The sequence below is a fragment of the Nocardia sp. NPDC005745 genome (assembly GCF_040630775.1).
Classification (GTDB): domain Bacteria; phylum Actinomycetota; class Actinomycetes; order Mycobacteriales; family Mycobacteriaceae; genus Nocardia.
This window is the reverse complement of record NZ_JBEXYF010000010.1, coordinates 66,428-88,905: the sequence shown is the minus strand read 5'-3', so window position 1 is coordinate 88,905 and position 22,478 is coordinate 66,428. Positions and strand designations below refer to the sequence as shown.

General features: G+C 69.3%; 25 protein-coding genes. 11 read left to right on the top strand and 14 right to left on the bottom strand.

Features of this window, described 5'->3' with window-relative positions:
• The first annotated feature begins 174 nt into the window (after positions 1 to 174).
• The 4 genes from ABZ420_RS13265 to ABZ420_RS13250 all read left to right on the top strand — a co-directional run bounded on the left by ABZ420_RS13265 (position 175) and on the right by ABZ420_RS13250 (position 5,115).
• A complete protein-coding gene (locus ABZ420_RS13265) occupies positions 175 to 1,482 on the top strand; it encodes a hypothetical protein (RefSeq protein WP_357121273.1) in 1,308 nt (435 codons plus the stop codon).
• 72 nt (positions 1,483 to 1,554) lie between these two features.
• On the top strand, positions 1,555 to 2,004 hold the full coding sequence (locus ABZ420_RS13260) for a helix-turn-helix transcriptional regulator (protein ID WP_040866561.1): 450 nt from the start codon (positions 1,555 to 1,557) through the stop codon (positions 2,002 to 2,004).
• A gap of 5 nt (positions 2,005 to 2,009) precedes the next feature.
• Positions 2,010 to 2,420, top strand: a complete 411-nt coding sequence (locus tag ABZ420_RS13255; RefSeq protein ID WP_062967434.1) for a VOC family protein — start codon at positions 2,010 to 2,012, stop codon at positions 2,418 to 2,420.
• A gap of 301 nt (positions 2,421 to 2,721) precedes the next feature.
• On the top strand, positions 2,722 to 5,115 hold the full coding sequence (locus tag ABZ420_RS13250) for an excinuclease ABC subunit UvrA (protein ID WP_357121270.1): 2,394 nt from the start codon (positions 2,722 to 2,724) through the stop codon (positions 5,113 to 5,115).
• An 85-nt stretch (positions 5,116 to 5,200) separates the two neighbouring features.
• On the opposite strand, the gene ABZ420_RS13245 is transcribed toward ABZ420_RS13250, so the two are convergent.
• Positions 5,201 to 5,800, bottom strand: a complete 600-nt coding sequence (locus ABZ420_RS13245; protein WP_357121267.1) for a TetR family transcriptional regulator — start codon at positions 5,798 to 5,800, stop codon at positions 5,201 to 5,203.
• A gap of 95 nt (positions 5,801 to 5,895) precedes the next feature.
• On the opposite strand from ABZ420_RS13245, the gene ABZ420_RS13240 reads away from it, so the two are divergent.
• Positions 5,896 to 6,813, top strand: coding sequence for an SDR family oxidoreductase (locus tag ABZ420_RS13240; protein WP_357121264.1), 918 nt, complete (start codon positions 5,896 to 5,898; stop codon positions 6,811 to 6,813).
• Positions 6,814 to 7,182: 369 nt separating this feature from the next.
• Here ABZ420_RS13240 and ABZ420_RS13235 read toward each other — a convergent pair whose 3' ends face one another.
• Genes ABZ420_RS13235 through ABZ420_RS13225 form a run of 3 tightly spaced genes read right to left on the bottom strand, consistent with a single transcriptional unit; the run spans position 7,183 to position 8,461 of the window.
• Positions 7,183 to 7,644 carry an SRPBCC domain-containing protein gene (locus tag ABZ420_RS13235; protein ID WP_357121261.1) on the bottom strand — a complete coding sequence of 154 codons (462 nt, stop codon included), beginning with the start codon at positions 7,642 to 7,644 and terminating at the stop codon, positions 7,183 to 7,185.
• Positions 7,645 to 7,670: 26 nt separating this feature from the next.
• Positions 7,671 to 8,012 (bottom strand): winged helix-turn-helix domain-containing protein, encoded by a 342-nt coding sequence (locus ABZ420_RS13230; protein WP_357121258.1) that lies wholly within the window; start codon positions 8,010 to 8,012, stop codon positions 7,671 to 7,673.
• Entirely contained in the window at positions 8,009 to 8,461 is a 453-nt protein-coding gene (locus ABZ420_RS13225) for an SRPBCC family protein (RefSeq protein WP_357121255.1), read from the bottom strand. The genes ABZ420_RS13230 and ABZ420_RS13225 overlap by 4 nt, the downstream gene beginning before the upstream one ends.
• Before the next feature lie 18 nt (positions 8,462 to 8,479).
• Between ABZ420_RS13225 and ABZ420_RS13220 the strand changes: the two genes are divergently transcribed.
• On the top strand, positions 8,480 to 9,136 hold the full coding sequence (locus tag ABZ420_RS13220) for a TetR/AcrR family transcriptional regulator (protein ID WP_357121252.1): 657 nt from the start codon (positions 8,480 to 8,482) through the stop codon (positions 9,134 to 9,136).
• Positions 9,137 to 9,307: 171 nt separating this feature from the next.
• On the opposite strand, the gene ABZ420_RS13215 is transcribed toward ABZ420_RS13220, so the two are convergent.
• Positions 9,308 to 9,922, bottom strand: a complete 615-nt coding sequence (locus tag ABZ420_RS13215) for an LppP/LprE family lipoprotein (protein WP_357121249.1) — start codon at positions 9,920 to 9,922, stop codon at positions 9,308 to 9,310.
• Between the two features lie 187 nt (positions 9,923 to 10,109).
• Here ABZ420_RS13215 and ABZ420_RS13210 point away from each other — a divergent pair, with 187 nt between their 5' ends.
• The gene (locus ABZ420_RS13210) at positions 10,110 to 11,702 is read left to right on the top strand and encodes a phosphatase PAP2 family protein (protein WP_357121246.1); all 1,593 of its coding nucleotides are present in this window, start codon (positions 10,110 to 10,112) and stop codon (positions 11,700 to 11,702) included.
• A 15-nt stretch (positions 11,703 to 11,717) separates the two neighbouring features.
• On the opposite strand, the gene ABZ420_RS13205 is transcribed toward ABZ420_RS13210, so the two are convergent.
• Entirely contained in the window at positions 11,718 to 12,284 is a 567-nt protein-coding gene (locus ABZ420_RS13205) for a hypothetical protein (RefSeq protein WP_357121243.1), read from the bottom strand.
• Between the two features lie 136 nt (positions 12,285 to 12,420).
• On the opposite strand from ABZ420_RS13205, the gene ABZ420_RS13200 reads away from it, so the two are divergent.
• Positions 12,421 to 12,963 carry a YaeQ family protein gene (locus ABZ420_RS13200; RefSeq protein ID WP_357121240.1) on the top strand — a complete coding sequence of 181 codons (543 nt, stop codon included), beginning with the start codon at positions 12,421 to 12,423 and terminating at the stop codon, positions 12,961 to 12,963.
• Positions 12,964 to 13,032: 69 nt separating this feature from the next.
• Here ABZ420_RS13200 and ABZ420_RS13195 read toward each other — a convergent pair whose 3' ends face one another.
• The 8 genes from ABZ420_RS13195 to ABZ420_RS13160 form a co-directional block, all read right to left on the bottom strand.
• Complete coding sequence (locus ABZ420_RS13195) at positions 13,033 to 13,506, bottom strand: hypothetical protein (RefSeq protein WP_357121237.1); 474 nt, start codon at positions 13,504 to 13,506, stop codon at positions 13,033 to 13,035.
• A 107-nt stretch (positions 13,507 to 13,613) separates the two neighbouring features.
• Complete coding sequence (locus tag ABZ420_RS13190; RefSeq protein ID WP_357121234.1) at positions 13,614 to 15,335, bottom strand: urease subunit alpha; 1,722 nt, start codon at positions 15,333 to 15,335, stop codon at positions 13,614 to 13,616.
• A gap of 56 nt (positions 15,336 to 15,391) precedes the next feature.
• A complete protein-coding gene (locus tag ABZ420_RS13185; protein WP_357121232.1) occupies positions 15,392 to 15,703 on the bottom strand; it encodes an urease subunit beta in 312 nt (103 codons plus the stop codon).
• Between the two features lie 50 nt (positions 15,704 to 15,753).
• Positions 15,754 to 16,056 (bottom strand): urease subunit gamma, encoded by a 303-nt coding sequence (locus ABZ420_RS13180; protein ID WP_062967452.1) that lies wholly within the window; start codon positions 16,054 to 16,056, stop codon positions 15,754 to 15,756.
• Between the two features lie 76 nt (positions 16,057 to 16,132).
• Positions 16,133 to 16,522 carry a PaaI family thioesterase gene (locus ABZ420_RS13175; RefSeq protein ID WP_357121600.1) on the bottom strand — a complete coding sequence of 130 codons (390 nt, stop codon included), beginning with the start codon at positions 16,520 to 16,522 and terminating at the stop codon, positions 16,133 to 16,135.
• Between the two features lie 241 nt (positions 16,523 to 16,763).
• Positions 16,764 to 17,165: a hypothetical protein gene (locus ABZ420_RS13170; RefSeq protein ID WP_357121229.1), complete on the bottom strand. Its 402-nt coding sequence runs from the start codon at positions 17,163 to 17,165 to the stop codon at positions 16,764 to 16,766.
• 196 nt (positions 17,166 to 17,361) lie between these two features.
• The gene (locus ABZ420_RS13165; protein WP_357121226.1) at positions 17,362 to 18,168 is read right to left on the bottom strand and encodes a carbonic anhydrase family protein; all 807 of its coding nucleotides are present in this window, start codon (positions 18,166 to 18,168) and stop codon (positions 17,362 to 17,364) included.
• A 383-nt stretch (positions 18,169 to 18,551) separates the two neighbouring features.
• Positions 18,552 to 19,259: a hypothetical protein gene (locus tag ABZ420_RS13160; protein ID WP_357121223.1), complete on the bottom strand. Its 708-nt coding sequence runs from the start codon at positions 19,257 to 19,259 to the stop codon at positions 18,552 to 18,554.
• Between the two features lie 131 nt (positions 19,260 to 19,390).
• Here ABZ420_RS13160 and ABZ420_RS13155 point away from each other — a divergent pair, with 131 nt between their 5' ends.
• From ABZ420_RS13155 to ABZ420_RS13145, 3 genes are read left to right on the top strand one after another with little or no spacing between them, the layout of a single operon-like run.
• Positions 19,391 to 20,437 carry an iron ABC transporter permease gene (locus ABZ420_RS13155; RefSeq protein ID WP_357121221.1) on the top strand — a complete coding sequence of 349 codons (1,047 nt, stop codon included), beginning with the start codon at positions 19,391 to 19,393 and terminating at the stop codon, positions 20,435 to 20,437.
• A complete protein-coding gene (locus tag ABZ420_RS13150; protein ID WP_357121218.1) occupies positions 20,434 to 21,525 on the top strand; it encodes an iron chelate uptake ABC transporter family permease subunit in 1,092 nt (363 codons plus the stop codon). The genes ABZ420_RS13155 and ABZ420_RS13150 overlap by 4 nt, the downstream gene beginning before the upstream one ends.
• Complete coding sequence (locus ABZ420_RS13145; protein ID WP_357121216.1) at positions 21,522 to 22,421, top strand: ABC transporter ATP-binding protein; 900 nt, start codon at positions 21,522 to 21,524, stop codon at positions 22,419 to 22,421. Before ABZ420_RS13150 ends, ABZ420_RS13145 begins: the two co-directional genes overlap by 4 nt.
• Positions 22,422 to 22,478 lie beyond the last annotated feature (57 nt).

Genomic DNA, 22,478 nt, shown 5'->3' with positions numbered 1-22,478 from the left:
CACCGAACCCGCCAGTAGGGTTGACCACGACGTTGCCAGGGCTAATGCTCTTGTTTGGCCGAACAGCTCGAAACCGGACATTCGAACGATCCTCATCGTCGTAGCGGCGAGTTGTGGCGGCGACGACGCCGGTGCGGACCTGCTCCGGTGTCCAGAACTCGAGGGGAGATTCGCGTGACCTACCGCCTGACCGATATCGATTGCGTGAGTGCGCGGGGGCACTCCGCGCTAGGGGGAACCCTGGCGATACAGGCGGTCTGGCGTTACGACCGTCCGGTCGACATGGCGGCGCTGGAGCGTTTCCACGAGGCACTGCGGCACGGCAGGCTGGGGAGAGCGGTCGCGCCCGCGATGATCCCGGCCGCCGGGGACCGGTGGACCACCCGCACCGAGTTCAGCCCGCTGGAGGTCGCGGAAGCGCCCATCCCTCCGGGCGATCTGGAAGCCTGGATCGCCGAGCAGGGGCATGCCGAGTTGCGCACCTTCGGCGGACCCGCGTGGCGGCTGGCGGCGACCCACCTCGACAACGGAGGAAGCGCGGTGTCGCTGCTGGTCTCGCACACCCTCGCGGACGGCCAGGCCTTCTGCGCGGCGGTCACGGACGCGGTCGCGGACAAGCGGCTCGAGTTGGCGTACCGCAGCGACGAATTCGGTCGGATGCGTCTGCTGGCCGGAGATCTTCGCGATGCCGCGCGGCGCGCCCGGTCGTTGCCGTCGGCTGCCGTTCTGGCGTTGCGGTTGGCCGTGACCGGGCGGGGCGGCAAGACCGGACCTACCGACGAGGACGCGCGGGACTTCCGCCTGCCGACGGTCACCACGACGGTCCCGGCGCAGCTCTGGCATGCGGCGGCACGCAGCCGGGGCGGCACCGGCACCACCTTGGCGGTGGCGATGATGGCGTCCATCGCCACCACGATCGGCCGCACCGACGACGAGGGCCGGGTTCGCATGATGATGCCGGTCAGCACCCGCACCGCCGATGATCTTCGCGCGAACGCGCTGACCTCCATCGCCTTCGAGGTGGATACGCGCGACGGCGAACCGGCCGACCTAGCTCCGCTGCGCGCGGTGATGAAGGAACAGCTCAGCGCGGCCACGGCCGGTGGACCGGATGTCCCACCGCTGGTCCCGGTCGCGGTGGCGCTGCCGCGCGGGCGCTACGCGGCGCTGGCCCGGCAAGCCGCCACCGACGCGATCTCGACGGTGTGTTCCAGCCTCGGCAAGCTCGACTCCGAGATCCTCCGCATCGACGGCCGCCCGGCCTCGGCGATGATGCTCGGACTGGTCAATCAGAGCCTGAACTCGCCGACCGTCGTGACAGAGCGCGGCGGCAATCTGTACGTCGCGCTGGTCGAAACCGGGGAAACGATCACGCTGCGGGTGATGGGTTTCCACCCGCCGACGCTCCTGGACGCCGAGCGGCTCACCGAACTGGTGCGCGCCGCGCTCGCGGAGTACGAGCTCTCGGCGACCTTCTGGTAGCGGCGGGGGTAGCCGGCCGGCTCAGCGGCTCCACGCGGTCACTTGTCACCGTGATGTGGCACGATCTGGTGAGTGACCAGCAGACCCGCCGCGACGCAGCACCTGCACGATCTCGCGCGGCTGCGCCGCGTCCGCGACCGCATCGACCGGGAGTACGCGCAGCCGCTGGACGTCGAGGCGCTCGCGCGCGACGCGCACATATCGGCCGGGCACCTCAGCCGCCAGTTCCGGCTCGCCTACGGCGAGTCGCCGTACGCCTATCTGATGACGCGGCGCATCGAACGCGCGATGTCGCTGCTGCGCCGCGGCGACCTCAGCGTCACCGAGGTCTGTTTCGCGGTCGGCTGTTCGTCGCTGGGCACCTTCAGCACGCGCTTCACCGAGCTGGTCGGCGTGCCGCCCAGCGTCTACCGGCGCGACGCCGCGCGCACGACGGCGGGGATTCCCTCGTGTGTCGCGAAACAGGTGACCAGACCGATCAGGAATCGAGAAGCGCCGGTTACCGAGCCGCAATTAGCCTGACTGCCATGGACATCACCATTCACGCGAGCTTCCTGCCGCACGACGATCCGGACGCGGCCCTCGCCTTCTACCGTGACCTTCTCGGCTTCGAGGTGCGCAACGACGTCGGCTACGAAGGGATGCGCTGGCTCACGGTCGGCCCCGTCGACCAGCCGGGCACGTCCATCGTTCTGCACCCTCCGGGTGCCGACCCGGGCATCACCGATGACGAGCGCCGCACCATCACCGAGATGATGGCCAAGGGCACCTATGGCGGCATCCTTCTGGCTACCAAAGACCTCGACAGCGCTTTCGAGCGACTGGTGGCCGGGGACGCGGAGATCGTCCAGGAGCCGACCGAGCAGCCGTACGGGGTCCGCGACTGCGCCGTCCGCGATCCCGCGGGCAATCTGATCCGCATCCAGCAACTGCGCTGAGCCGCCCGGCGCGGTCGCGACCCGCGCGATGGCCACCGTCACACCGAGCAGCACGTCATGCGTGACGAAGACGTCCGCGTGCCTGCGACTCGGTGGGCGGTGCGCCGGCTACGGAGCCGCCACCCACGCAGCCGCCTCACGACCGGCCCGTCCCGGTGACGGCCGCGACCCGCCGCTGGTCCGACGTCTCGGACCGGACGCATCGACAAACACTCAGACGGATCGGTCCACCTGGTTGAATCGAGCCAGGCGCCGCCGACCCGGGCCGCGCAGGCGGCCCCGCCCGACAAAGGGAGACACGATGAGCACGGCCACGACGACGGATACGCGGTCGCCCGCGCCGCACGCTGCCGACAGCCACGATCTGATCCGCGTGCACGGCGCGCGCGAGAACAACTTGAAGGATGTCAGCATCGAGATCCCGAAGCGACGGCTGACGGTGTTCACCGGCGTCTCCGGCTCGGGCAAGAGCTCCCTGGTGTTCAGCACCATCGCCGCGGAGTCGCAGCGGCTGATCAACGAGACCTACAGCGCCTTCGTCCAGGGCTTCATGCCGACGCTGGCCCGGCCCGATGTCGACGTGCTCGAAGGGCTGACCACCGCGATCATCGTCGACCAGCAACGCATGGGTTCGGACCCGCGCTCCACGGTCGGCACCGCGACCGATGCCAACGCCATGCTGCGCATCCTCTTCAGCCGGCTCGGGAAGCCGCACATCGGCTCGCCGCAGGCGTACTCCTTCAATGTCGCCTCGATCAGCGGAGCGGGCGCGGTCACGACCGAGCGCGCCGGGAAGACCGTGAAGGAGCGCCGCAGCTTCAGCATCACCGGCGGCATGTGCCCACGGTGCGAAGGCAGGGGCTCGGTGTCCGATATCGACCTCACGCAGCTCTACGACGATTCCAAGTCGCTCACCGAGGGCGCGTTCACCATTCCCGGCTGGAAGTCGGACAGCTTCTGGACGGTGCGGGTCTACGCGGAGTCGGGCTTCGTCGACCCGGACAAGCCGATCCGCAAGTACACCAAGAAGGAGATGCAGGACTTCCTGTACAAAGAGCCGACCAAGGTGAAGGTCGAGGGCGTCAACCTCACCTACGAGGGGCTGATCCCCAAGATCCAGAAGACGTTCCTGGCCAAGGACCGGGAGGCGATGCAGCCGCACATCCGCGCCTTCGTGGACCGGGCGGTCACCTTCACCACCTGTCCCGAGTGCGACGGCACCCGGCTGAGCGAGGCGGCTCGGTCGTCGAAGATCAAGGGGATCAGCATCGCCGACGCCTGCGCGATGCAAATCAGCGACCTGGCCGAATGGGTCGGCGGCCTGGACGAGCCGTCGGTGGCGCCGCTGCTGGCCGCGCTGCGGCACACCCTCGACTCGTTCGTGGAGATCGGGCTTGGCTACCTCTCGCTCGATCGGCCATCGGGCACGCTGTCGGGCGGTGAGGCCCAGCGCACCAAGATGATTCGCCACCTCGGCTCCTCGCTCACCGACGTCACCTACGTCTTCGACGAGCCGACCATCGGCCTGCACCCCCACGACATCCAGCGGATGAACGATCTACTGCTGCGGCTGCGCGACAAGGGCAACACGGTGCTCGTCGTGGAGCACAAGCCGGAGGCGATCGCGATCGCCGATCACGTCGTCGACCTCGGCCCCGGCGCCGGCGCGGCGGGCGGCACCGTCTGCTTCGAGGGCGGCATCGAAGGGCTGCGGGCCAGCGGAACGGTCACCGGCCGCCATTTCGACGACCGGGCGTCCCTCAAGGAGACGGTGCGCGAACCCACGGGCGCGCTGGAGATCCGTGGCGCGAAGGCGAACAACCTGCGTGACGTCGACGTCGACATTCCGCTCGGAGTTCTGGTCGCCGTCACCGGTGTGGCAGGGTCCGGCAAGAGCTCGCTGCTGCACGGGTCCATTCCCACGGGCGAGGGCGTGGTGTCGGTGGACCAGGCGCCCATCCGTGGCTCGCGGCGCAGCAACCCGGCGACCTACACCGGACTGCTCGACCCGATCCGCAAGGCGTTCGCGAAGGCCAACGGCGTGAAGCCGGCGCTGTTCAGCGCGAACTCCGAGGGAGCCTGCCCCACCTGCAACGGCGCGGGCGTCGTCTACACCGACCTGGCGATGATGGCGGGTGTGGCCATTCCCTGCGAGGAGTGCGAGGGCAAGCGGTACCAGGCATCGGTGCTGGAATATCACCTCGGCGGGCGGGACATCAGCGAGGTGCTCGCGATGTCGGTGCTCGAGGCCCAGGAGTTCTTCGGCGACGGTGCGGCGCGCACGCCGGCCGCGCACGCCATCCTCGGCAGGCTCGCCGACGTCGGGCTGGGCTACCTCAGCCTCGGCCAGCCGCTCACCACGCTGTCCGGCGGCGAGCGGCAGCGGCTCAAGCTGGCCACCCACATGGCCGACAAGGGCGGCGTCTACATCCTCGACGAGCCGACCACCGGCCTGCACCTCGCCGATGTCGAGCAGCTGCTGAGCCTGCTCGACCGGCTCGTCGACTCCGGCAAGTCGGTCATCGTCATCGAGCATCACCAGGCGGTCATGGCGCACGCCGACTGGATCGTCGACCTCGGCCCCGGCGCCGGACACGACGGCGGCCGGGTCGTCTTCGAGGGCACTCCCGCCGACCTCGTGGCCGCTCGCTCCACCCTCACCGGCAAGCACCTCGCGGACTACATCGGCGCCTGATCGAGGCCGTCGTGGCCACCGAGCGATTCGGTGGCCACCGAGCGATTCGGTGGCCACCGGCTGCCTGCGCTGCGACGATTGCTGCCTAGCGAAGGTGGTCCGACATCGCGGCGGCTCCGGCATCGCCGTTCACCACGACCGTCAACTCGCCGAACGACTCCCGTACCAGGCGCGGCAGTTCTTTCGTGTTCGCGTCGTCGTGCCAGCGCCGGAACGCCACCCGGAATACGGCGATGCCGGTCTCCCCGGCCAGGTTCGCCGCGGGCTCGGCGACACCGCGCTCACACAGCGCGCCCGTTATCGCCGCCGCCAACGAGGCGAGTTTGATGAGTTCACGCTCGCGCAGCTCGGCATTCGCGTCGATGACGGCTTGCCGCTGCCGGGAGAATTCCCGCCGCTCCTGTAACACCGCGCCGATGGCTTCCACGGCCGCCGCGGTCGCTTGGATCGGCGCGGCCGACTCCGGCGATTCCGCGACGGCGCGAATCAACACATCGTGCAGCGCCGTTCCACCGGGGAACAACACCTCCCGCTTGTCGGCGAAGTGCCGAAAGAACGTGCGCTCGGTCAGCCCGGCCCGCTTGGCGATCTCGGCCACGGTGGTCTGCTCGAACCCCCGTTCGGTGTAGAGCTCGAGCGCCGCCGACTCCAATCTGCCGCGCCCGTTCGGCTCCCATCGACCCATGTCCGAATTCTAGGTCATGACAGTTGCTGACATCGTTGCTACGCTGATGTCAGCGACTGACATCAGTCGGTCGGAATCCGCACAAAGGACTTCTCATGCGCGTTTTTGTCACCGGAGCCTCCGGGTGGATCGGCTCTGCCGTGGTTCCCGAACTGATCACCGCGGGTCACCAGGTCCTCGGGCTCGCACGCTCCGACACGTCGGCCGCCGCGCTCGCCGCCGCCGGAGCGCAGGTGCGGCGTGGCTCGCTCGATGACCTCGAGGTGCTGCGCGACGCCGCGGCCGATTCCGACGGCGTGATCCATCTGGCCTTCAAACACGACATCGCGTTCTCCGGAGACTTCGGGGGCGCGGCCGTAGCGGATCGCCGTGCGGTGGAGACGATCGCCGCGGCGCTCGACGGTTCGGATCGACCGTTCGCCATCGCCTCCGGCGTCATCGGGCAGGCCGCCGGCCCTGTGCTGACCGAGGAGGACGGATTCGGCCTGGAGCCGGGGACGACACCCGAGGGCCCGATGCTCCGGCTCGCCACCGCGGAATCGACGCTCGCGCTCGCCGACCGCGGGATCCGTTCCAGCGTACTGCGATTCGCCCCGACGGTGTACGGCGAAGGCGACAACGGGTTCATGGCGCGGCTGGTCACCATCGCCCGCGAAACGGGCGTGGCCGGGTACATCGGCGATGGGTCCAATCGGTGGCCCGCGGTACACCGGCTCGACGCGGCCAGACTGACGCGGCTGGCACTGGAACATGCCCCGGCGAGATCGATCCTGCACGCCGTGGCCGATGAGGGCGTCGCGACGCGAGACATCGCCGCGGCGATCGGGCGCAACCTCGGCGTGCCGGTCGCCTCGGTCTCACCTCAGGATGCGGACGCGCACTTCGGCTGGCTGGCCGCTTTCTACGCTATGGACCGCCCCACCTCGAGCGCGCTGACCCGGCAGCGGCTCGGGTGGCAGCCGACCCAGCCCGGGCTCATCGATGACCTCGACAAAGGCCACTACTTCCAGTAGCCGTAGTACCGCGACGGCGACCACGCTACTGAGCCGAGGCCGAGTGTGCGCGCGGTCGGGGCGAGGACGCCGTCACGGTGGCGCTGCCGGGAGTTTCAAGTCGGCGATCTCCGGGCGCCCGGCTTGCGAAGGTCGCTGGGTCGAGCTCACGCCGATCCTCGGCACGGCACTTGCCCTTGACCGAAGCGGCGACGGCGCATCGGACGTTCGAGACCCGTATGCGGTCGGGAAGCCAAGTCTGACCGGGTGATCCGCGCGACGGCGCACGCCCCCACACGGCCGAGGTCACCTTCACCGGTTGAAGTGCGCCGGTAAAGATGTTGTCGCGATTCCCTCGCCGCCGCGAAAGCTCCGGTTCCCACGGAAACGTCAGTTCCAGTTGTCGATCTTGACGTCGTAGGGATCCGGCGCGCCTTTCCCGGTTTCGATCAGCGACTTCAGACTCAGCAGAAAGACCGCCCACTTGGTGCTGCAGTGGTGCATGGATTCCACCGGTTCCTTCCAGCCCTGATGCTTGAACAGAACGATGGCGTAGTCGTCGGCCTGAGTGAGATCCCAATGCAGCTCCGTACCGACCCAGTCCTCGGGTCCATCGATCACTTCCCACCGCACGCGCCTGCCCGGATCGAGTTCGGTGACCCTCATGTCGAATCCCCCTGCGCCGAAGCGGAATTCGAGTACACCACCGACGTCACTGCCTTTGCCTCTGGTGTCGGTCGTCCACCAGCCTGCCAGCCCTTCGGTGGTGGTCAAGGCCGCGTAAACGTCGGCCACCGAGGATTTGATTCCTACCCTGTGCAGGATGTCCACCAATTCGTCCACTTCCTTCATGCCGATTGTCGTTGACTTCCACGAATTCACTGCTGGTCTTGACTGCGCTGAATCGCCTCGGCGATGCGCTTGATACGACGCAGCCTGGCGTCCCATGCCGCCCCCACCGAGGACAACTGAGCGACCGCACGGGCCAGTTGCGCCTCGTCCACCCGGTACCGCCGCTCCCGCCCGGCGGGTGTGGCGTGCACCAAGCCGACGCGGTCGAGCACGCCGAGATGTTTCGCGACCGCCTGCCGCGTGACGGGCAGTTGCTCACTGAGACTGGTGGCGGTGCCGCCGCCATCCGCGAGGAGCAGGTCGAGCATCCGCCGACGGGTCGGATCTCCGACCGCGGACCACAGGCCGTCGTCTACGGCGACGGTCACGGGGCCGACACCAGCCGGGCGATGTACTCCCCCAGCCGGGGAATGTAGGTGTCCCAGCCCCCGATGTGCTCGCGATACTGCTCCGCCGCCTTTGCGGCCTCCCAGCCCATCTCCCGGAATCCGGTCTCGGTGAGCCGGATCGTGGTACCCGCCCCCGACGGAACGAGTTCGAAGGTCACCAGCAGCGACCCGGCGGAGTCGTCGACCGCGCCGTCGGGATAGCACCAGCGGAACGAGAACACCCGGGGCGGCTCCACGTTCACCACGGTCATCGGGGCGACCTGCGCCCGGTCACCCCAGACGAACTCACCGACCGCGCCGGACGCCACGTCGAACTCGGCGTCGTCGGTCCACCATTCCGAGATGTGCTCCGGGCGGCTGACGACCTCGAAGACCACCTCGGGCGACGCGTCGACGTAAATCTCCCGTTCGATGCTGCCGTACTCCATACTCGCCACCCTTTCGTCATGCGCAACATTTGGTTGCACATTACGCTAACCCACCTTCGTCCCTCGCGCAACCATTGGTTGCATATTGCTCGAGACGCTCACCGACCGACGCTTGAATGCGACATCTGCGACATATGCGACATCGACGCGGCCCTGGCGGAATTCCGCGACCACGGCATCGATCGCGTCCGGATGGAGCACATCGCCCGCCGCGCAGGCCTGCATCGCGCCACCGTCTACCGGGCCTTTCCCAGCAAGGATCTGCTCGTCACCACGGCGCTGACCGTGTGGCTGCGGCGCGTGCTGTCCGGTATCACGACTGCCGTCGCCGACCACACCGACGTGCGCGACCGCGCCGCCGAAGGCTTCGCCATCGCCCTGCGCACGCTGCGCACCGACCCACTCACCAACCGCATCCTGCTCGCCGACGAAGGCGGCCAGCCCTTCGTCATCACCTACGGCGCAACACTTCTCGCCGCGGCACGCGCGTTCTTCGCCGAACAACTCCGCCGAGCCGACGACCTCGGCGACATCGATCCCGACGCATCCGCCGAGATCGCCGCGCGCCTGTCCCTCACCCTCCTGCTCGTCCCGGACAGCTATTTCTCCCTGGAGACCGACGAAGACGCCCGCCTCTTCGCCCGCCGCCACCTCATTCCCACCGCCATGCGATAGGCCGGACAGCCGATACGGCCACGCCGTACCCTGCATACGTCAACGCCTCACCGCCATCACCGTTTTCGCTCGGTGGCGGAGTCGCTCTGCGGCGTCGGCCCGGCACACTTCCCGGTGCATCCGATCACGCTGCCGATGACGACAACTCGCCATCCGCCGCTGTCCGTTGGATCACCCGACCTGGTCCGGGATCGCCGGACTGGGTGTCACCGTGCGGCCGTCGCCGGCGAGAGTGAAGGTGATCACGACCGGACCGCCGGAGGGACAGCAGTTCGCGTCGCGACCCTCCAGCCACCGGTACTGCACCCGCACATCGCGGTCGCCCGAACCGACCACCGTCGTGTAGGACGTCGCTTTCGCCGTCGCGGTGCCGAGATAGCCGTCGTGGTCGAAGAACAGCACGTGCCAAGGGGAACTCGCCGTTCCGCCGGGAGTCGCGGCCAGCACCCACAGCAGTTCTGGGCAAGCTCCCGCGGACGCGTCGGTGGCACTGTCGACGACGTACGGCGTGCCGCCCGGCGCCGGCCCCAGCGAGGTCATCGCGCGGGCGACCACGCTCGACCCGGGATCGACGCATCGCCCATTTCCGCTGGTAGCAGGAAGTTTCGCGGGTGCGGCCTCGGTGGTGGTGGCACCGCCGCGCGCGGGCGTTGCCCGAGTGGCCTCGACGGTGGACCGGCCGGGTTCGCTCGTTCCGGTCGCCGGCGCACCCGATTCGCCCTGACAACCCGCGACAGCCACGCTCACCGCGATCGCCGTCACCACCGCACCGATGATCGTCTTCATTCGCCTCCCTTTCGAATTCCCGACAACTGGAAGTCGGTATCGCACACACGCCGTTACATCCGCGATTTTCCGGGCATGTGTTCGGCATGATCACCATCTCTGCCCGGTCCCGGAGGCCACTTGCCCACGAATGCTGCGCGGCACCGCGTTCGGCGAGGTCTGCGCGGTGATCGGTAGTGTCGACCGGGTGAGTAGCTGGGTGCGCCGGAAGTTCCAAGGTATCGGACGAATCGATCGAGCGATCGGCGGCGCGGTCGCCGAACTGCCTGTTTCGATGGTCGACCGCGGGCTGCTGCGGATCACCAACAGCGCCGATTTCAGCGGGCTGTGGCTGTTCATCGCGACGCTGCTCGCCACCCGCCAGGGCGCACCTCGGCGAGCCGCGCTGCGCGGTGTCGTCTCCCTCGCCGGAGCCAGTCTCGTCGTCAACGTCGGCCTCAAGTCGCTCATCGCACGGCGCAGGCCGGCCGCCGAACTCCTGCCGGCGCACCGGCGACTCACTCCCGCCCCGACGTCCTCCTCGTTCCCTTCGGGACACAGCGCCTGCGCCGCGGCGTTCGCCACGGCCGTGGCCCTGGAAAGTCCGCGGACCGCACTGGTCGTCGCCCCGCTGGCCGCCACCGTGGCGTACTCGCGGGTGCACACCGGCGTGCACTGGAGCTCGGATGTGCTCGTCGGCGCGGCCGTCGGTTCCGGTGTCGCACTGGCCACACGGCGCTGGTGGCCGGTGCGTGAATCCGACGAGGCGCAAGCCCGCCCGGTCCGCGAGGTACCCACCCTGGTGGAGGGCAAAGGCCTTGTGGTCATGGTGAATCCGATCTCGGGCGATCCGAACTACGATCCCACCGACGACGTCGCGGCAGCGCTGCCCGCCGCCACCGTGCTGCGCACCCGACCCGATCTGGACTGTGCCGAACAACTCGAGCAGGCCATCGCCGAGCACGGTGAACCGGTGCTGGCGGTCGGCGTCGCCGGTGGTGACGGCACCGTGGCCGCCGTGGCCGCGGTCGCGTTGCGCCACGAGTTGCCCTTGGTCGTCATCCCCACCGGCACGCTCAACCACTTCGCCCGCGACCTCGGCGTCTACGACCTGCGCGAGGTGATCGATGCCACCGGCGTCGGCGAGGCGGTCGCGGTCGACATCGCGAGCGTCGAATGCGAGGACGAAACCGGTTCGCGCACCAGGCATCTGATCAACACGGCCAGCCTCGGCGCCTATCCGGATCTGGTGCAACTGCGCGAGAAGTGGCAGCCGCGCTGGGGTAAGTGGCCTGCCTTCGCCGCCGCGCTCGTGGTCACCCTGCGCCGGGCCGAGCCGATCGAGATCTGCCTGGACGGGCGCTGGCAGCGGGTGTGGTTCCTGTTCGTCGGCAACGGTCCCTATCACCCGCACGGCGCCGTGCCCGCTTTTCGCGGCCGGCTCGACGCGGGCCTGCTCGACGTGCGCTGGCTGCGCGCCGATCTGCGGTGGTCGCGCACCCGCGCCGTGCTGGCGCTGCTGCTGGCGGCGATCGGTCACAGCAAGGTCTACGGCGAGCGCCAGTTGCCCGAACTCTTCGTGCAGCTGCCCACTCCGGAGGCGCTGGCCACCGACGGTGAGGTGGTCGGCAAAGCCACCCGCCTGCGCTTCGCCATCGCGGGTCAGCTCGCGGCCTACCGCCGGGACGAATCCAATCCGCTCTGGGCCGACCGCAGTCGCCCCCACCACCGCCGAGCACCCTGGGTTCGCGACATCTTCCGGGCCCGCAAACCGTTTCAGCGACGAGCGGGCGAAGACTGAGCAACAGGTCGGCGGCTACTTCATGAAGCGCAGCGAGCCGAGGTCCGGCTCGAGCGCGCCGTCCTGGCCCAGGGACAGGAAATCCGCCTCGACCGCGGCCGGTTCCAGGACCCCGGCGCGCACCGCGTGGTACCGCACGACCGACCAGAGGAAGACATCGAGGTCGTCGAAACGGGTCTCTCCTTCGACGACTTCCTCCTCGTGGAACCAGATCGCGATCTGCCCGTTGGTGAGCACCACGTAGAGGTTGCCGCCGCCGTCCGCGCCGATCGAGTACACGTCCTCGTCGGTGAGCTCGGTCTCGTAGTCGGAATCCCGGATCCCGCAGTCGTTCCCGGCGAAGTGGAAACCGTAGGACCAAGAATGGATGTCCAGGAACTGCGGCATCCGCCCGGATCGCACCCGTCGATCGAAAGCCGCGAGCGCCGCCGCGTTCGAGGGCGCCAACCGTTCGAGGAAGGGTGCCACGGGCCGGGTCTCCTCCGGCACGGTGACCGGCGGCCGGTCGGCGAACCATCGCGCCAGGTCGGCGTCCAAGTCGCGCTCGACGTAACCGGCCAAGTCGTCACGGGTAACTGTCACCGTCGAATCCTAGAAGCCGCCGACGTCCTTCGCCGAGCCGCCGACTTCGGGCTACGAGACGTTTCCGCCCCACCTGGCGGTCCGGCAACGGGCAAGGCGCGGCACCCAGCGCACCTCGGGTTAAGCTGCTGCACCTATGGCACTCAGCGCGACACTGCACAACTTCGCCGTCCACTTGGCCGACGTCGATCGCGGCGTCTATCAGGAGTTGGAGTTGCGGGTGGCGCGTCACCCGTCGGAATCCGCGGAGTTCATGCTGACGCGCGTGCTGGCCTACTGCCTCGAGTACGAGGAGGGCATCGCCTTCAGTGACGGCGGGGTCTCCTCCACCGACGAGCCCGCGGTGCTGGTCCGCGACCTCACCGGGCGCGTCACCGGGTGGATCGAAGTCGGCGCACCGGACGCCCAGCGGCTGCACCGGGGCAGCAAACTGGCCGATCGCGTCGCCGTATACACCCATCGCGATCCGATCAAGGTGCTGTCGCAACTTACCGGCAAACGCATCCATCGCGCCGAAGCCATACCGCTGTACGGCTTCGACCGCGACTTCATCGATGCCGCCGTCGCCGCGGTCGAACGGCGCAACACCGTCACCCTGTCGGTCACCGAGCGCCTGCTGTATCTGGACCTCAACGGCACCGGCCTGAGCACCTCGGTCGACGAGCACCGGCTCCCGTAATCTTCGACCGAGTGCCGCCGGGCGAGCATGGCGGGATCGAGTCTCGCTACCGCAGCCGCCGCGACCCGCTCATCGGATCCGGCGTTCGCACTCCTCGAACTCGGTTCCCGTTTCGACGCAGTCGTAGAGGCCGCTCTGCCTGTCGCCGCTGGTGGGAGGCTCGCCGCACAGGATCCCGCAGCGCTCGTAGTTCGGGACGGCGGTGCCGTCGGGCCAGTGGCAGGCATCGCTGTCGCAGGTGTAGCCGCGTGTGTTGGGGTCGCGCGGGATCGGGTCTCGGCTGTAGGACCATACGAACGCGTCGGTGCCCCGCACCTGTGTGCAGTAGACGGTCCGCCCGTCGGCGAGGTGGCCGACCGCGCCGGGATCCTGGCAATAGTCGTTCAAGGTGACGGTCGAGCCGTCCGGCTCTCCGGCCGGCCCGCTACCGGACGGCAACGGTGCGGCCGCGGAGGTCGCGAACATCGCCGCCAGAAACGTCCCTCCGCCCACAACGCCCAGCAGAACTCGGCGCGCCACCCCCCGCTCACCTGGTCGAAACATGCTTCCCTCCCTTCTTCGAGGCCCAGCAGGCTACCGGACTCTACGCTCCTCCCCCGCTAGCCGCCGCACAAGTGGCACACCACCGAGACCCTTACACCTCGGCGCCGCTAGAACAGGAAATACCGCTGCGCCATGGGCAACTCGGTGGCGGGTTCTTCGCGCCAGACCTCGCCGTCTATGCGGACGGTGAAGGTGTCGGGCTCGACCTCGATGCGCGGCATGGCGTCGTTGTGCGGCAGGTCCGTCTTGGTCACGCCGCGCACGTTGCGGACCGGCACCAGTTTGCGCTGGACCCGCAACCGGTCGGCGAGACCGTCCTCGATCGCCTGCTCGGAGACGAAATGCAGCGAGGTGGCGGCGGCGGTCGCCGGGGCGGCGCCGAACATGGGACGCGGCAACACCGGCTGCGGGGTCGGGATGGAGGCGTTGGCGTCGCCCATCGCGGCCCAGGCGATCGCGCCACCCTTGAGCACGGCGTGTGGACGGACGCCGAAGAACGCGGGCTCCCAGAGCACCAGGTCGGCGAGCTTGCCGACTTCGACCGAGCCGATCTCGTGGTCCAGGCCGTGCGCGACGGCCGGGCAGATGGTGTATTTCGCGACGTAGCGCCGCACCCGGGCGTTGTCGGCCGCGCCGTCGCCCGGCAGGGCGCCGCGGCGGCGTTTCATGACGTGCGCGGTCTGCCAGGTGCGCAGCACGACCTCGCCGATGCGGCCCATGGCCTGCGAGTCGCTGCCGATCATCGAGATGGCGCCGAGATCGTGCAGCAGATCCTCCGCCGCGATGGTGGACGGGCGGATGCGGCTCTCGGCGAAGGCCAGATCCTCCGGGATCGACGCGCTCAGGTGGTGGCAGACCATGAGCATGTCCAAGTGCTCGTCGAGGGTGTTGACGGTGTGCGGACGCGTCGGGTTGGTCGAGCTGGGCAGCACGTTGGGGTGGGCGGCGACGGTGATGATGTCGGGCGCGTGCCCGCCGCCCGCGCCCTCGGTGTGGTAGGCGTGGATGCCGCGCCCGGCGATCGCCGCCAGGGTGTCCTCGACGAAACCCGCCTCGTTCAAGGTGTCCGAGTGCAGCGCCACCTGCACCCCCGCGGCGTCGGCCACGGTGAGGCAGGCATCGATCGCGGCGGGCGTGGAGCCCCAGTCCTCGTGCAGCTTGAATCCCGACGCCCCGCCGCGCAATTGCTCCCACATGGCCTCGGCGCTCACGGTGTTGCCCTTGCCGAGTAGCACGATGTTCAGCGGCCAGGCGTCGGTGGCCTCGAGCATGCGCGCGAGATGCCACGCCCCGGGCGTCACGGTTGTCGCCTTGCTGCCCTCCGCCGGACCGGTGCCCCCGCCGATGAGGGTGGTGATCCCGCCGCCGAGCGCCTCCTCCATCAGCTGCGGGCAGATGAAGTGCACGTGACAGTCGATCGCGCCCGCGGTGAGGATGCGGCCGTTGCCCGCGATGATCTCGGTGGACGGGCCCACGACCAGGTCCGGGTGGACGCCGGTCATGGTGTCGGGGTTGCCCGCCTTGCCGATCGCGCTGATCCGTCCGTCGCGAATACCGACGTCGGCCTTGATGATTCCCCAATGATCGATGATCACCACACCCGTGATCACCGTATCGGGAGCGCCCTCGGCGCGCGTCGCGCGGGACTGGCCCATGGATTCGCGCAGCACCTTGCCGCCGCCGAACACGGCCTCGTCGCCCGCGCGCCCCGGTCCCCCGCTGCGATCCTCGGTGATCTCGATCAGCAGATCGGTGTCGGCCAATCTGATCCGGTCGCCCGTCGTCGGCCCGAACAGTTCGGCGTACCGCGCCCGGCTCAGCTCACTCATCGCGTCCTACCTCCTGCGCTCGCGCACTCGGCCCCGCGCCGCGCCGGGCACACGTGCTAGTCATCCAGACGGCCCGGCGGGGTCAGGCTGATGCCGTGGACTTCGCGGGCGCCGCCCAGCGGCACGAGCCATACGCGTTGCCCGAGACCGGGTTCGAAGCGCACCGCGGTCCCGGCCGGGATATCGAGACGATGGCCGTGCGCGGCCGCCCGATCGAACTCCAGCGCCGCGTTGGCCTGCGGGAAGTGCACATGGCTGCCGACCTGCACCGGCCGATCACCGGTATTGATCACGTCCAGTTCGAGGCGCCGCGCACCGGCGTTCAGTTCGATGACGCCCTCGGCGCAGAAATACTCGCCGGGGATCACGCCGGGCCTCGGTCCGGCTCGAGGCCGCTCGGGTATCGCATACCGGCCGCCTAGCCGATCGGGTGGTGCACGGTGACGAGCTTGGTGCCGTCCGGGAAGGTCGCCTCGACCTGGACGTCGGGGATCATCTCCGGCACACCTTCCATCACGTCGTCGCGGGTGAGAACCGTCCGCCCCGAGGACATCAGTTCGGCGACGGTACGGCCGTCGCGCGCGCCTTCCAGCACGTGGTCGGTGATCAGCGCCACCGCTTCGGGATGGTTCAGCTTGAGCCCGCGCGCCTGCCTGCGCCGGGCCAGCTCGGCGGCGTAGCTGAGCAGCAGGCGCTCCTGCTCGTGCGGTGACAGTCGCATCCGGGCTCCTCACCGGTTCGCAGGGGCGGGTGACGGACATTCTGGCACGCCCGTTCCGCCCTCGCCGGAGGAGCGCTCAGGAACGGTGCGGCAGATTCTGCAATCGCACCTGACCGCGGGCCACGGCGCGTCCCTGCTCGTCGGTGATGACGACCTGCCACAGCTGCTGGAGCCTGCCGCGATGCAACGGCGTCGCTTCGCCGAACAGCGTGCCCTCGCGCACCGCGCGCAGGAAATCGGTGTTGTTGTTCACGCCGACCACCGTGCCCTGGTCGCCGAACCAGACGCCGCCCGCGATGCTGGCGAGCGTCTCGATGACCGTGCAGTACACGCCGCCGTTCTGTATGCCCGCGGGCTGGTAGAGGTGCGGCTTGACGACCCACTCGCCGCACACGCGGTCGGGGCCGAGCTCGGTGTAGCGCAGGCCGATCAGGTCGGCGAAGGTGCCTTCGCTGTAGGCGTTCATCTGCTCGGGCGTGACATGCGCCAGCGAGCCGACCTGCGGGGTTTCCTGCTGTGTCATGTATTCACTGTCGCACAGCGTCCGCTCCCCGCCCGCGCGGCCTCACCCGCCTGCCGGTGTGACCGCCGGACCGTTCGGACGCCGCTCGACGTTGCCGCGGGGCCGAAGCGGTCGTGAAACCGGCCGCCGAGCCTCAGGAGCCGGTCGGGCCCGTTCGGTGCCGCCGCCACAGGGCAGTCGTGCGTCAGGACACGCAGTCCCAGGTGCGGTCGTCGTCGAAGTTGCCGACCGCGCGTGATCCGGGGTATTTCTTCGAGCAGTACGCCTGCACATCCAGATCACCCACTTCTTTCTCCTGGGCCTGGTAGGCGGGATCCTTCGACACAGTCAGCTGCTCGGTCCATTCGGCGCAGTAGTAGCCGTACGGCGTCGCCTTGCCCCCGATGCCGGCGACCCTCTGATCGATGTGCCGGACGTAGACCGTCTGCCGGTGGTATTGATCCTTGCACGCCTCCGTGAGATCGACGCGATGCCGTGATTCGGCGGCCGCGCTCGGCGCCGACACAACCACTCCGATACCGATCGCTCCGGCGAAAGCCGCGATCGACAAGCAGCTGATGATCCGATGGATGCTGTTCCCTGTCATGAGCCGTCTCCCGATTCAGCGAGGTCATGTGCTGGAGTCGGCGCTTCTCGACATCTGCCGCTCGTCCCCGCCGCCACCCGGCGTGAATTCACACAACGTAGCCGGGAGTTTCGACGGCGCACAGTCATTCGAATCGACGACAGAAGTCCTCGGCTGCCACCACTGCGCCACGACCGGCTCACGCCGCTTCTCGCCCTCACCCGCCCGCCAGCGTGACCGTCCGGCCGTTCAGCGGCTGAGTCGGCCGGTTGCTGTGCGCGAACAACGTCCGGTACCGGTCGACGTCGTCCTGGGTCACCGTGACCGGACTGCCGAGCACCGTCCACGAGACACCCTCGCTGCACGGCGGCGTGGTGAGCGAACCCTGATAGCGGTATTGGTCGGTGGCGACAGGCAGCATGGAGCGCAGGTCGATGGGGCCCGGCACGACGGTGTCGGCGTCCACCGCCCGCGGCGCGACCGAGAGGATCGGCGCGAACGCCGATGGTCCCGGCGCCGCGCGCAGCAGCACGCCGAGTACGGCCACCCCGCCCGCCGCGCTCTTGTGCACGAAGTGTGCTTCCATCGTGGCGCCCACGCCGTCCACGGTGTGCTCGCTCGGCAGGTGGAAATGGAATTGCGTGAGTTCGAACGGCACGCCGTCGACCACGATGCGATTTCCGTTGCCCGCGGGGAGATTCGCCTGCACGGTGTGCCCGGTGTTGCGCAGCGTCACCGCGGGTGTCGAGTGGTAGTCGACGGTGGTGTGCTCGTGCGGCTCGAGCCGGGCGTGACCGGGCAGGTCGACGGGTGACTGCTGATGGCCGCTTTTGCAGGTGACGAAGTCCCGGTCCAGGTCGGCCCAGTGGTCGGGACCCTCGGCGTCGTAGTCCCAGTGCGGCGCGGCGTGCGGGGAGGATCCGCTCGACAGCTGCTGCTCGCCGGAGCCGCAAGCGGGAATCACGAGTACCGCGACGGCGGCCAGCACCGCTGCGATGGGACGGGACGGTGTGTTGGTGGGCAAGCTGACAACCCCTCGAACTTCCGGAGAGCCACCGTGAACCCGGCGAGAGGGCAAGCGGGCATCATCGACGGCTCGGAGCCGGCGCGCGACGCTGCGCACCGATGATCGCGACACGGCACCGGGCCGAATCCACGGCGCGGCGGTGACCCACCGAGGACGACCGGGCGACGAATACCCTTGCTGTGCAGCGGGTTCTACGTTCGTGTCGGCGTCAGACTAGATCCGGGACGGGGCGGCACGCCAGAGCGGGCGACGTAGTTCACAGGAAGACAGAGCGGCGGGCCCCACCGGAAGTGGAGCCCGCCGCGGCAAGGGATCGGGGGTCACCGCAGCCCTCGGGACTCGCACGCGATCCATACGCCGCGTTCGATTATAGGTCAGGCTTACCTAACTAAGCAAGGCCCGGTCCGCCGCACGGGGAGCCCGCGCTCGGCCATCGCCGCCAGCAGTCCCTGCCCACGCCGGGCACCGGTGACGGAATCGGTCCGCGCGAGATCGGGGACGTAAGTCGAAGTACCCGCAACCGATTCACCGACGAGAGACCAGAACCGCCGGGCACTCAAACCGGAGCAGCGGGTCATGCTCTGTTGGACGACGGTCAGCGCGGACGCGCAGCGATGCGCGAGCCAGACGTACATCGCTTCCGCGCACGGCAGCGTGACCACACCCGGGCCGCCCGCCAGCGGGTCACCGTCGATCACGCGAATCGTGGTGTCCGACAGACCCGCCCAGTCGATTCCGCCATCGTTGTCGGTATGGACCCAGAGGTTCTCCAGCCCTGGATCCCACGCCCGACCCTCCGCGACGAGCAATGCGACCACTCGGCCGGCGATCGCGTGGATCAGGGCCGTGGCAACCACTTCCGCCGCGATGTCGGCGCTGATCATCTCCGCCGCGTGCCGCCGGTACATGAGTTCGACGCGCCCTTCGCGCACGCCGTCCGCCAGCTGCCACCAGCGCCGTTTCCCCTGTTCGGCGATCGCGGCCACGGCATAGACCCGCGGATGCTCCGGTTGAAGCGCGCGAAGCCGGGCACCGGCGCGTCCGAACGCCGTCGTCGAGCGATGTGGCGTGGTGATGAGCTCGGTCATCGAACCTCCTCGGGGATCGGCTCCGTCGCGCGGCGCGGCGGACACTCGGCCATGCCCGTCTGTAGCGAAAGATAGGTTAGGCTTACCAGACCTAGCAACCGTATCGCTGACTTCAGGAGCAGCTCGTCGCCGTGACCTCCCTTGCCACCGTGAGGCGGCGACGTCTTTCCGGACTTCTCGTCTCGACCGTTCTGCTACTGCTCGCCGTGCTCGCCGGCGTCGCGATCGGCGCACGCTCGCTCGCGCCGGGGACCGTGTACGACGCCGTGCACCACGCACTCACCTGCCCCGGCGGGCCCTTCGCCTGCGCAGCCGGTTCCACCGAGGAGCAGATCGTGCGCGGCCTGCGTCTGCCCCGGACCGCGCTGGCGCTGGTCTGTGGGTCGGCCCTGGGTATCGCGGGTGCGCTCATCCAGGGCTACACCCGCAATCCGCTCGCCGACGCCGGATTGCTCGGACTCAACGCCGGCGCGGCGTTTCTCGCCGCACTGAGCACGTATCTGTTCGCCTTCAGCGCACCGGAGCAATACATCTGGTTCGCCTTCGCCGGAGCGCTGATCGCCGGCGTGGTGGTGTTCGCGGCCTCGTCGGTGGGTGGCGGCACGGCGAGCCCGCTGAGCCTGGTGCTCGGGGGCGCCGCGGTCACCGCGTTCCTGCAGGCGATGACGAACGCCGTCGTGCTGTTCGACTCGTCCGCGCTGGACACCTACCGGTTCTGGGTGATCGGCACGGTCGCGGGCCGCGACGCCACGGTGTTCTGGCAGGTGCTGCCGTTCCTGGCGGCGGGCATGCTGCTGGCGGTGCTGGCAGCGCCGGGACTGAACGTCCTGGGCCTGGGCGACGACGTCGCGCGCGGACTCGGTGTGCACGTCGGCCGCAGCCGCGCGCTCGGGCTCGCGTCGGTCGTGCTGCTGACGGGCGCGGCGACGGCGGCGGTCGGTCCGATCGCCTTCCTCGGCCTGGCCGTCCCGCACCTGGCACGCGCGGTCACCGGGCCGGACAATCGCTGGCTGATCCCCTATTCCGGGCTGTTCGGCGCGTTGCTGCTGCTGAGCGCCGACGTGGCGGGCCGTCTGGTGGCCCGGCCGGGCGAGCTGGAGGTCGGGGTGATGCTGGCCGTGGTCGGCGTGCCGTTCTTCCTCGCATTCGTGCGTCGGCGAAAGCTGGTGAATCTGTGACGATCTCGCCGCGAACCACGAGCGCGCGTCCCGCACTGCGCGTCGGCCCGGTGTCGGCGGTGCTGCGACCGCGGATGATGCTGATCGTCGCGGTCCTGATCGCGCTGGCGCTCGGACTCTTCTGCCTGGACATCGCGGTGGGCGAATCCCATCTGCCGCTCGGGCGCGTGCTGGACGTGCTCACCGGCGGCGGCACCAGAGCACAGCGGTTCATCGTGCTCGAATCGCGGCTGCCGCGCGCGCTCACCGCGCTCGTGGTGGGGCTCGCGCTCGGGCTCGCGGGCGCGATCACCCAGTCCATCCTGCACAATCCGCTGGCCGCGCCGGACATGCTCGGCATCACCTCGGGCGCGAGCCTGGGCGCTGTCGCCGTGCTGGTCGGCACCGGCGGCGCGAGCACCGGACTGGCCGCTTCGGTCGGTGCGCCACTGGCCGCGCTCGCCGGCGGTCTGCTCACCGCCGTCGCCATCTACCTGCTCGCGTGGGGCCGCACCGCCACCGGCGGGTACGGCGCCACCGGGCTGCGGCTGGTGCTGATCGGCGTCGGGGTGAACGCCCTGCTGACAGCGGGGATCAGCTGGCTGCTCACCCGCGCCAGCCTGGGGGACGCCCAGCGCGCGCAGCTGTGGCTGAACGGATCGCTGAACGCGGCCGACTCGGCGCACCTGGCGCCCGCCGCGATCGCCGCGGGGGTCGCCGCCGTCGTCGCGCTCGCTTCCGCCCGCACCCTCGCCGCGTTGCGCCTCGGCTCCGACACCACGCGCGCACTGGGAGTGCGCATCCAGACCCAGCAGGCCATCCTGATCGGGGCTGCCGTGGTGGCCGCCTCGGTGGCGACCGCCGCCGTCGGGCCGGTCGGCTTCGTCGCCCTCGCCGCGCCGCAGATCGCACGACGCCTGCTGCGCACCCCGGGCGAGCCGCTCGTCGGCTCCGCCGTCGTCGGCGCCATCCTGGTGGTCGGCGCGGATGCCGCCGCGCGCACGCTGTTTCCGGTCGAGCTGCCCGTCGGCGTCGTGACCGCGGCATTCGGCGGACCATTCCTGCTGTACCTGCTCGTGCGTATGAACCGGAAGGCGACGCTGTCATGACGATCGCGGACATCACCACCCCCGACGCCACGGGGCGGGCGAGCGCTCCGGGGCACCGGCTCGGCGCCGAGCAGGTCACTCTCGGGTACGGCGACCGGGTGATCGTCGACGGGCTGAGCCTGACCATCACCCCCGGGGTGGTCACGACCGTCATCGGACCCAACGGTTGCGGAAAGTCCACCCTGCTGCGTTCGCTGGGCCGTCTGCTGCGCCCCCGAGAAGGCCGAGTCGTCTTGGACGGCAAGGCCATTTCGACGATGAAGACCAAGGACGTGGCTCGCGTCGTCGGCATGCTGCCGCAGTCGCCGGTCGCGCCGGAAGGACTCACCGTCGCCGATCTGGTCGCCCGCGGGCGCCACCCGCACCAGTCCTGGTTCCGGCAATGGTCGGGGACGGACGAAACCGAGGTGACGACCGCGCTGGCACAAACCGGGATCGCGGACCTCGCCGACCGCGCGCTCGACGAGTTGTCCGGCGGGCAGCGCCAACGCGCCTGGATCTCGATGGCGCTGGCCCAGGGCACCGACATCCTGCTGCTCGACGAGCCGACCACGTATCTGGATCTGGCGCACTCCATCGAGGTGCTCGATCTGGTGGACCGGTTGCACGCCGATCTCGGGCGCACCGTCGTCATGGTGCTGCACGATCTCAATCTCGCGATCCGCTACAGCGACCAGCTGGTCGTCATGCGCGACGGGCGCGTGGTCGCCGCGGGAGCACCGGGCGAGGTGATATCGGTCGAGCTGCTGGGCGCGGTGTTCGATCTGGACGCGACGGTGCTGGAGGACCCGGTGTCGGGCCGCCCGATGATCGTGCCGATCGGGACGCGGCATGTACGCGGAAAGGTCGGCGGACCGGCCGATACGGGCGCCGAATCGGCGCCCTATGAGAAATGACACACCAGCTATTTCACGGTTACGACACCCTGTAGTACGCATCGGCGTCGTTGAGTA